Raw genomic sequence first — 8,185 nt, 5'->3', positions numbered from 1 at the left:
GCTCCAATAAAGGGCTTGACAGAAAACGGTGACAGGTGACACTTTTATATACTCTTTTTTTTATGACTTACCGCGCGAAAATATATAAAAGATTGATAATCAGAGGGAGACATCCAAATTGGAGGGTAGTGTCTCCAATGCATAAAAATAAAGTTGAAAAGTAGGTGTCACCGACACCTACTTTTTATTTTGTAATGTTTTATTCCTTTTGAGTAATCCTGCTAAATCATGAGAACATCAAAGCAGTTCTGTTAAAGTCTGCTAATGAATCTTAAAGAAATCGCGATATATCGCAGTACACATGACTTAGTTGGTTTTTACTACCTTTCCAGCCAAAATAAATAAAACAGCGAAAAGATGAAAAGAGAAATGACTTGTTTGAAAAGAACAAATGGCTTGTTTACGATAGGGAAACGACTTGTTGAGAGGTTGGAAATGACTTATTTAGCACTCGTAAATGACTTGTTTACCACCTGTAAATGACTTGTTTACCACCTGTAAATGACTTGTTTAGCAACCCTAAATGACTTGTTTACCAGTCATCAAGGCTACTTCCGGTTGGGTTCAGAACGGTGGCAAGTACCTCGTATATACCGATCAGGCAGCCGTTATCAAGGCGATTAAGGAGGGCAAGACCAACGTTGATCTCAACGCGCCAACTACTCCGGATAATACGCCAGGCGGTTCTACCCCAGGTGGTTCAAACACCGGTCAGACCGGCAGCGACGGCCAAGGCTCTGAATCAAGCGGCGGTACTACCGGCAAGGACGATACTGGCGACGGCCTTGAATAGCCCAAGGATAGACTGGCTAGGATGTTAGCCCCTAACCCAGCCTATCCGCCCCCCAAAGAGTCCGGTCATTTTCGGTCATTAAGGATTTCAAAGAAAAGTTGTTGGGAAACGAGTAAAAAATTATCATTTTTTTGCTCGTTTTCCCTTTTTTTATTATCTTTGCCTTAAAAATCAATAATAGTATGATAACAGGAGAAATCAAAAACAAGATAGACCAGATTTGGGACACCTTCTTTGTGGCAGGCATTACCAACCCAATCACCGTATTGGAGCAGATGACCTACATCTTCTTTATGAAGATGCTCGACGACAAGCAGCTACAGGAAGAGGAAAACGCCCGCGACTGGGATAGCGTAGTTCAGAACCCTACCTTCCCGGAAGGAAAGATATGGGTGAATCCTGATGCCGTAGGCGATGAGGAGAAGGCGGGCATTCCTTACGAAAGCCTGCGCTGGCACGTGTTCAAGAACCTGGGCGCCGATGAAATGTTCAGGGTGGTGCGCCAGTATGTGTTCGAATTCATCAAGCACATCGGCACGGGCGAAGAAAGCGCCTACAGCCGCTACATGAAATCGGCCATCTTCCTGATTCCCAACGCCCGAACCCTAGCCAGGGTGATAGATGGCGTTAACGACCTTGACATGAACAATCGCGACGCCATGGGTGATGTGTATGAATACATCCTCGGCAAGATGGCGGCAAGCGGCACCAACGGCCAGTTTCGCACCCCTCGCCACATCATCCGCATGATTGTGGAGATGATGCAGCCTAACCTGAAGGATTACATCTGCGACCCGGCAATGGGTTCTGCCGGCTTCCTCGTTGAGGCGGTGAAATATATCAAGGAGAACCATGAGATGGCTGCCTATGTAAAAGAGGACGTTCACCACATGAAGACTTCGATGATTAATGGCTACGATACCGACCAGACCATGCTGCGCATCGGAGCCATGAACCTGCTGCTTCACGACGTAACTGCTCCTCAACTGGCTTGGCGCGATTCGCTCTCGGCTCAGAACGAAGACCAGAGCTGCTATTCGCTCATCATGGCGAACCCACCCTTTGCAGGCAGTCTCGACAAGGATAATGTGAACAAGAATATTCTTGCCTACGCCAACACCACCAAGACTGAGCTTCTGTTCCTGGCTCAGTTTGTCCGCTCGCTGGAGTTGGGCGGCCGCTGCGCCAGCATCGTTCCCGATGGAGTACTTTTCGGAACTTCCAGGGCGCACGTGGCTATCCGCAAGGAGATAGTTGACAACCAGCAGTTGTGCGCCGTCATTTCCATGCCGAGTGGCGTGTTCAAGCCATACGCCGGTGTTTCTACCGCCGTTCTCATATTCCGCAAGACCAACTGTGGCGGAACGGATAAGGTATGGTTTTATGATATGAAGGCAGATGGTTTCTCGCTGGATGACAAGCGTGCACCGATAGCCGACAATGATATTCCGGATGTGGTTAACCGCTATCTGCATCCTGAAGCTGAGGCTTCCCGCACCCGCAAGGACCAGAGCTTCTTCGTACCCGTAGAGGAAATCCGCCAGAACGATTACGACCTTTCTATTAATAAGTATAAGGAGATAGAGCGTGAGAAGGTGGAATACGACCCGTAAAGGATATTCTAGTAAGACTGGAAGAGACTGAAGGGGAATTTCTGAAGGGGTATAGAGAATTGTGCAAGATGCTGGAGAAGGATGAGGAATTGGAGAAGGATATGGAGAAGAATTCGGAGAAGGAAAAGGAGGAGATGGCATGAGAAAGGGATGGGAATATAAGAAGCTGGGGGAAGTGTGTACGATAGAACGTGGAGGTTCTCCTCGTCCTATCAACGACTACATAACAGATTCCGAAGATGGTATAAATTGGATAAAAATCGGGGATGCTCAAGAAGGTTCAAAATACATAACATCGACTAAAGAAAAGATAAAGCCTGAGGGTGTTAAGAAATCACGCTTCGTACATAAGGGAGATTTCATTCTTTCTAATTCAATGAGTTTTGGAAGACCATATATTCTTAAAGTTGACGGATGCATTCATGATGGTTGGTTGGTTATTCACGATAATAATGATATCTTCATAAAGGATTATCTCTATTATCTATTAGCAAATCCAACGATGTATGCTAAATTTTCACAACTCGCAGTTGGTGGTGTAGTAAATAACTTGAATTCTTCATTAGTAAGAAAAGTAGAGATTACAATTCCACCCAAATCCACTCAGCTTGCGATAGTTACCGAACTTGACAAGATAAACGAGTTGATTCGTTTGAAGAAGGAGCAACTTAAAGATTTCGACAATCTCGCTCAAAGCCTCTTCTATGAGATGTTTGGAGACCCAGTGGAGAATGAAAAGGGATGGGAAGTGAAGAAACTGGGAAAAGTTTGCAGTATAGGAACAGGCAGCACTCCTAATAGGAAAAATAAAGATTTTTACGAAAATGGAACTTACCCCTGGGTCAAATCCACTGAAGTTTGCAATCTTCCTATTTATTCAGTTGAAGAATATATAACAGAGGAAGCTCTAAAGAACTCTAATTGTACCCTATATCCGCAAAATACCATTTTAATGGCTATGTATGGACAAGGAAAGACTCGTGGACAAATTGGATTGCTTAAGATTGAAGCTTGCACAAATCAAGCTGTTGCAGCAATCATACCAGCAAAAGAAGTTGTTGATGAGATTTTCCTTTGTCAGCACTTGATGTTGATGTATGAACATATAAGGAATATGGCACGAGGAGGTAATCAAGCTAATCTGAATTTATCAATCGTAAAATCAATTCAGATATTTCTCCCACCCCTCTCCCTCCAACACCTCTTTGCCCAGCGCATAGAGCAAATCGAGCGAGAGAAATCGGAGGTTCAGAAGTCCATCCAGGATCTCGAAACGCAGCTGGCTTCCCGCATGCAATACTGGTTCGAATAACGGCTGAAAGCGGCTTTTTCCACACCCAGGGCGTTGCCCTGCGCCCTGAAAGGGCAACCCCTCCTAGCCCAGGGCAACGCCCTGGGTATCATGGCATTTAGCAATCCGCCCTGTAAGGGCAAAAGCTTTGTTTATTGCCCGGTATTTAAAGGCTTTTGACCACAAAAAATATAACAATAACAATTAAAAATAAAAACGACAATGAAGAATTTTGACTTTATCAAAAAGCTGGAAGAGGTGATTCCTGCCTTCCACCAGCTACACGCATACTGCGATAAGGCAGAAATCTTTCAGAAGGCATTCCCCGAAGATAGTGCCACCAATGCCCGCAAGGCTCTGGAATGGCTCGTCAAGAACCATCTGGCTATGGCGAAGGTGACGCTGGAACCCCACGAAACCCTCAGCCAGATGCTCAAACGCCCGGAAATAGATGCGTTCGTCAACGAAGACTGGGAACTGATACAGGATATGCGCACGGTAAAGAAAATAGGCAACTATGCCGCTCATACCGGAACACAGAAGATAAGAAAGAACGATGCATTCATCTGCCTGCGTGCCCTCTATCATGTAGCCTGCGGTTTCCTTTACCGCTGGCAGGCAATCCGCGAAATAGCAGCCTTCGATGCTACGCTCATTCCGCAAGACTTCACCCAGGTTCATGTGGCTGACAATTCAGAACCAGCAGTTTCGCCTGATCTGAAGCACCATGTTCCCCACGATGCCATCGAGCACCCTAAGTCACCAACCCAGCAGCCAGCAGAATCGCTTGAAAGCGAAGTCATTACCCGCCAATGCCTCATCGACTATATGCTGAACGAAGCCGGCTGGGAAATACTCCACGCAAAGGGCGACATACAGGGCGGCAAGGCTGGCATAGAAATCAAGATAGAGGGGATGGACAGGAAATTCCACCCTTCAGGCATCGGCTACGCCGACTATGTGCTCTTTAGCAAGGACAGCAAACCGCTGGCGGTAATAGAAGCCAAAAGCACCATCCACAGCCCGGAAACGGGACGCAAACAGGCCATCGAGTATGCAGATTGCCTGGAGAAGAAGTATGGCGTGCGCCCGGTAATTTATTACACCAACGGATACACTACAAAGGTGATAGACGGACTCGACTATCCGCCTAGAAACGTCATCTCCTTCCACAGTTACGACGACCTGGAATATCTGATTCAGAAACGGAGTCGCTCCCCTATTACCAACCTGGCGATAGACGATGAAATCACCAACCGCCCCTATCAGAAAACCGCCATCAAGAGTCTGGTGGAATGGCTCAACAGGAAGCATCGCCGCGGTCTGCTCGTGCTGGCCACCGGTACGGGCAAGACGCGCGTAAGCATCTCGCTCTGCAAGCTGCTCTACAACAACAGCAAATGGCTCAAGAATGTTCTGTTTCTTGCCGACCGCAAGGAACTGGTGAAGCAGGCGCACGAAAGATTCGAAGAGTTCCTGCCTAGCCAGCCGATGTCCTGCCTCTCGGAAGATGATAAGCCAGACAAGAACGCCCGCATCGTGTTCTCAACCTATCAGACGATGATCAACTATATCAACGCCGAACCCCTGGAATTCTCCATCGGCCATTTCGACCTCATCATCATCGACGAGGCCCACCGCAGCGTGTTCGGCAAATACGGCGCCATCTTCCAGTATTTCGATTCGCTGCTCATCGGTCTTACCGCCACCCCTCGTGCCGAGATAGACAAGAACACCTTCCAGCTGCTGGAACTGGAGAACGAGCCTAACTTTGAATACACCTACGAGGAGGCCATACGTGATGAATATCTGCGCCCCTACCGCCTGAAGAAATGCAACTCGAAGATGATAAACCGAGGCATAAAATACGACGATTTGAGTGCGGAGCAGCGTGAGCAGCTGGAAAAGGTATGGGAGTATGAGAAGGCTATGAAGGGCATTCCGAAGGAAGAGGAATATCATAGAGACATACAGGGCAACGAGATTTTCAACTATCTGATTAACGATGATACCATCGATAATGTCTTGTCAGAATTGATGACAAACGGGCTGAAGGTACATAGTGGTGAGGACGTGGGCAAGACCATCATCTTTGCCTACAACCACAAGCATGCCGAGCGCATCGTGGAGCGCTTTAACCAGCTCTATCCCGAGCGTGGCGCCGACTATTGCCAGCTGATAGACAACCAGGTGAAGAACCATTCTGCCATCATCGCCGACTTCAAGATGGAAGCCAAGATGCCGCAGATAGCCGTATCGGTGGATATGCTCGACACGGGCATTGATGTGCCTGAGATTCTGAACCTTGTATTCTTCAAGATTATCAAGTCGAAGATTAAGTTTGAGCAGATGATAGGCAGAGGAACCCGTCTCTGCAAAGACCTTTTCGGCCCGGGCGAAGACAAGCAGGAATTCTACATCTTCGACTGGTGCGGCAATTTCGACTTCTTCTCGCAGCAGGGCGACGACATTCATCCATCCGACAGCAAATCGCTCACCGACCGGCTCTTCTGCCTGCGCCTGGATATTGCCAAGGAGCTGCAGAGTGCCGAGCACCAGGAGAAGGAATTTGACAAGCAGCTGCATGATGAGTTGAAGGTCCTGCTCAGCGGACAGGTGGCAGCCATCGGCAAGGAGCGTAAGGAAGCTCGTCCATGGCTGCACATCATAGAGCCTTACAGGAATCAGGAAAAATGGATCTGTCTATCGGAATTGGATGTGTTGCGACTCAAGAAGATTGGACATCTCATCAAAGTGGATAAGGACGACGAGGAAGCCAAGCGTTTCGACATCGTGATGCTCCACATCATGCTTTCGCTCATCGACACAACCAGGCGTGTGGGTCAATTCCGCAAGGTGGTGGTAAACATCGCCGCCATCCTGGAGAAGAAGGCCTCCATCCCGGCTGTGATGGAGCGCATCGACATCATCCGCCAGGTTCAGAAGCCTGTGTTTTGGGAAAATGAATCGCTGGATGCGCTGGAGCATGTGCGCAAGGAACTGCGTGGGCTGATGCATCTGCTGAAGGAGCAGCGCAGGGGCAAGAAGTTTGTCATCGACATAGAAGACACCTACACCAAAGTGGAAGGTGGCGAGGATGAGGTGATCAAGACCAGCTACAAGCAGCGTGTAATCGACTATCTGGCAGAGAACAGCAACAACGCTACGCTGCGCAAGATTCAGCATTTCGAGCAGTTGTCTTCTGCCGACATAGAGGAGTTGGAGCGCATCTTCTTTGAGGAGCTGGGCACCAAGGATGAGTATAACGAGCTTACCGAGGGCCATCCGTACAAGAACAATGTGGCTGCGTTTATCCGTGTAATCAACGGCATAGACCGCAAGAAGGCGCTTCAGATTTACCAGCAGTTTATAGAGGGTTACAATCTCACCTCAGAGCAGGAGCTTTATCTGAAGAACATCCTGGATTTCATCAGCAAGAACGGCGACATTGAGACCCGCGACTTCCTGGAGTATCCTCTGAACAATCTGAAATGGCGCGAAACCTTCGGCGATACGTTTGTGAATCTCAAGGATTTCATCAGGCAGATGCACCGGGTGATTATTGCGTAAGGGCAGGAGTCTGGTCATTAAGGATTTCGGAAAACAAAGGTTCCTCAAGATGGGCCAAAGATAAATGAAAAAATATATAGATGGAAAAGAATATTATAAATATAGATGCACATGTCATAGATGATATCAGAACCATCATCACAAGGGCAAGAAACAGGGCGTATCAATCTATCAACGAAACCCTGATACGCTCAAACTGGGAAATTGGCAAGCGTATTGTTGAAGAAGAGCAGCTTGGCAAGCAGCGTGCTGATTATGGAATACAGCTCATCAAGTCCATATCTCAGCAGTTGACGACTGAATTCGGCTCCGGCTATGGTGTTCGTAACCTTGCCTATTTCAAGCAATTATACCAATATTTCCCTGATTGGGAGATTTTGCACACGCGTGTGCAAAATCTTTCGTGGTCACATTTAAGATGCATTTTAAGGGTGGATGATGCACAAGCGAGGTTGTGGTACATACAAGAAGCAGCCGAACAAATGTGGAGTGTGAGAACCCTCGACCGCAATGTCGCCTCACAATACTATTATCGACTCCTGCAAACCAGCAATGAGCACAAAGATGAGGTAGAGAACGAGATGAAAACCCTTACAAAAGGATACGCAGACTCACCTGCCATGTTCATCAAGTCGCCAATGGTGACAGAATTCTTGGGCTTATCCCGAGACATGAGCTTCTCGGAAAGCGAACTGGAGAGTGCCATCATCACCCATCTTCAGAAATTTCTGATGGAGATGGGTAAAGGCTATGCCTTCGTAGAGCGCCAGCAGCACATCATCACCGATACCCAGGACTACTACATAGACCTGGTATTCTACAATTACCTGATGAAATGCTTCGTACTGATCGAGCTATTATGTTGTGCACAACATAACAAGTCATATGTTGCGTAGTCAATTATGTTGGCTTCACATC

5 protein-coding genes are annotated in these 8,185 nt (G+C 47.5%); all 5 read left to right on the top strand.

Annotation, left to right across the window (positions count from 1 at the left end; all coding sequences use genetic code 11):
- Window positions 1-523: 523 nt before the first annotated feature.
- Window positions 524-793 (top strand): hypothetical protein, encoded by a 270-nt coding sequence (locus DW917_RS15575; protein WP_233524780.1) that lies wholly within the window; start codon window positions 524-526, stop codon window positions 791-793.
- A gap of 182 nt (window positions 794-975) precedes the next feature.
- Window positions 976-2,406 carry an N-6 DNA methylase gene (locus DW917_RS15570; protein ID WP_233524779.1) on the top strand — a complete coding sequence of 477 codons (1,431 nt, stop codon included), beginning with the start codon at window positions 976-978 and terminating at the stop codon, window positions 2,404-2,406.
- A 139-nt stretch (window positions 2,407-2,545) separates the two neighbouring features.
- Entirely contained in the window at window positions 2,546-3,718 is a 1,173-nt protein-coding gene (locus DW917_RS15565) for a restriction endonuclease subunit S (RefSeq protein ID WP_118120190.1), read from the top strand.
- Between the two features lie 201 nt (window positions 3,719-3,919).
- A complete protein-coding gene (locus DW917_RS15560) occupies window positions 3,920-7,267 on the top strand; it encodes a DEAD/DEAH box helicase family protein (RefSeq protein WP_118120188.1) in 3,348 nt (1,115 codons plus the stop codon).
- A gap of 80 nt (window positions 7,268-7,347) precedes the next feature.
- Window positions 7,348-8,163 (top strand): PDDEXK nuclease domain-containing protein, encoded by an 816-nt coding sequence (locus DW917_RS15555; RefSeq protein ID WP_118120185.1) that lies wholly within the window; start codon window positions 7,348-7,350, stop codon window positions 8,161-8,163.
- Window positions 8,164-8,185 lie beyond the last annotated feature (22 nt).

The sequence above is a fragment of the Prevotella sp. AM42-24 genome, assembly GCF_003461825.1.
Classification (GTDB): domain Bacteria; phylum Bacteroidota; class Bacteroidia; order Bacteroidales; family Bacteroidaceae; genus Prevotella; species Prevotella hominis.
Note: the sequence above shows the minus strand (reverse complement) of the source record. Positions and strands in the feature narration are given on the sequence as shown.

Excerpts from the sequence above, each read along its gene's own strand:
- DW917_RS15565 (WP_118120190.1), top strand. The coding sequence starts at position 2,546 with ATGAGAAAGGGATGGGAATATAAGAAGCTGGGGGAAGTGTGTACGATA.
- DW917_RS15560 (WP_118120188.1), top strand. The coding sequence starts at position 3,920 with ATGAAGAATTTTGACTTTATCAAAAAGCTGGAAGAGGTGATTCCTGCC.
- DW917_RS15570 (WP_233524779.1), top strand. The coding sequence starts at position 976 with ATGATAACAGGAGAAATCAAAAACAAGATAGACCAGATTTGGGACACC.
- DW917_RS15555 (WP_118120185.1), top strand. The coding sequence starts at position 7,348 with ATGGAAAAGAATATTATAAATATAGATGCACATGTCATAGATGATATC.
- DW917_RS15575 (WP_233524780.1), top strand. The coding sequence starts at position 524 with ATGACTTGTTTACCAGTCATCAAGGCTACTTCCGGTTGGGTTCAGAAC.